2 protein-coding genes are annotated in these 536 nt (G+C 35.1%); both read right to left on the bottom strand.

The window, feature by feature from the left end:
• Window positions 1–192 (bottom strand): hypothetical protein (locus IEY73_RS34895; RefSeq protein ID WP_229716460.1); only part of this gene is annotated, 192 nt, incomplete at its 3' end.
• Window positions 179–536, bottom strand: a 358-nt coding sequence (locus IEY73_RS34890; RefSeq protein WP_024949152.1) for a pseudouridine synthase family protein, incomplete at its 5' end; no start/stop codon positions are given. The genes IEY73_RS34890 and IEY73_RS34895, both read right to left, overlap by 14 nt.

Genomic DNA, 536 nt, shown 5'->3' with positions numbered 1-536 from the left:
AAACATAATGATGGTGATCGTAGGAAAAATTTGAAAAGTCATGAGTTTAAAAAGAGCTGTTCCTAAATCATTAGCATTAATTCTAATAACATCCACCAACAACCCAATAAAAGCAAAAATTACGCAATAAGTCGCTAAAACCGCGTTCGTTTTGAGTCTGTTTTGTGCGATAATTTTTTCAAAATTCGTCATTATTTTCTCCTTTCTCATGCTTGATTTCTTTGAGCAACGCGCTCGCATAACTCCCTTTAGGCAAGTAAAATCCCAATTCAAATTGCGCTTTTTCTTTCACATATTGAGAAGTTATATTTTCTACAAACACCCAAAAAAACCGCCTGGAGCCTAGCGTTTTAGCATGGCTATTTAAAAGGTTATGCTGGAATTCTTTTTCAATTTCTAAACTCAAATTTTTTGCATAAAGAGCCTTTTTGCCGTCTAGTAACCCCGTAGGCACAGCTTCTTTTTTCAAAAACCTTTCGCTCTCTTTTTCTAATTCTAAAGCGTCAAAAAACTTCCCATAAGGGTAATGGCACATC

Origin of the sequence: Mangrovihabitans endophyticus, from assembly GCF_014646155.1 — a bacterium.
Classification (GTDB): Bacteria; Actinomycetota; Actinomycetes; order Mycobacteriales; family Micromonosporaceae; genus Actinoplanes; species Actinoplanes endophyticus.
Note: the sequence above shows the minus strand (reverse complement) of the source record. Positions and strands in the feature narration are given on the sequence as shown.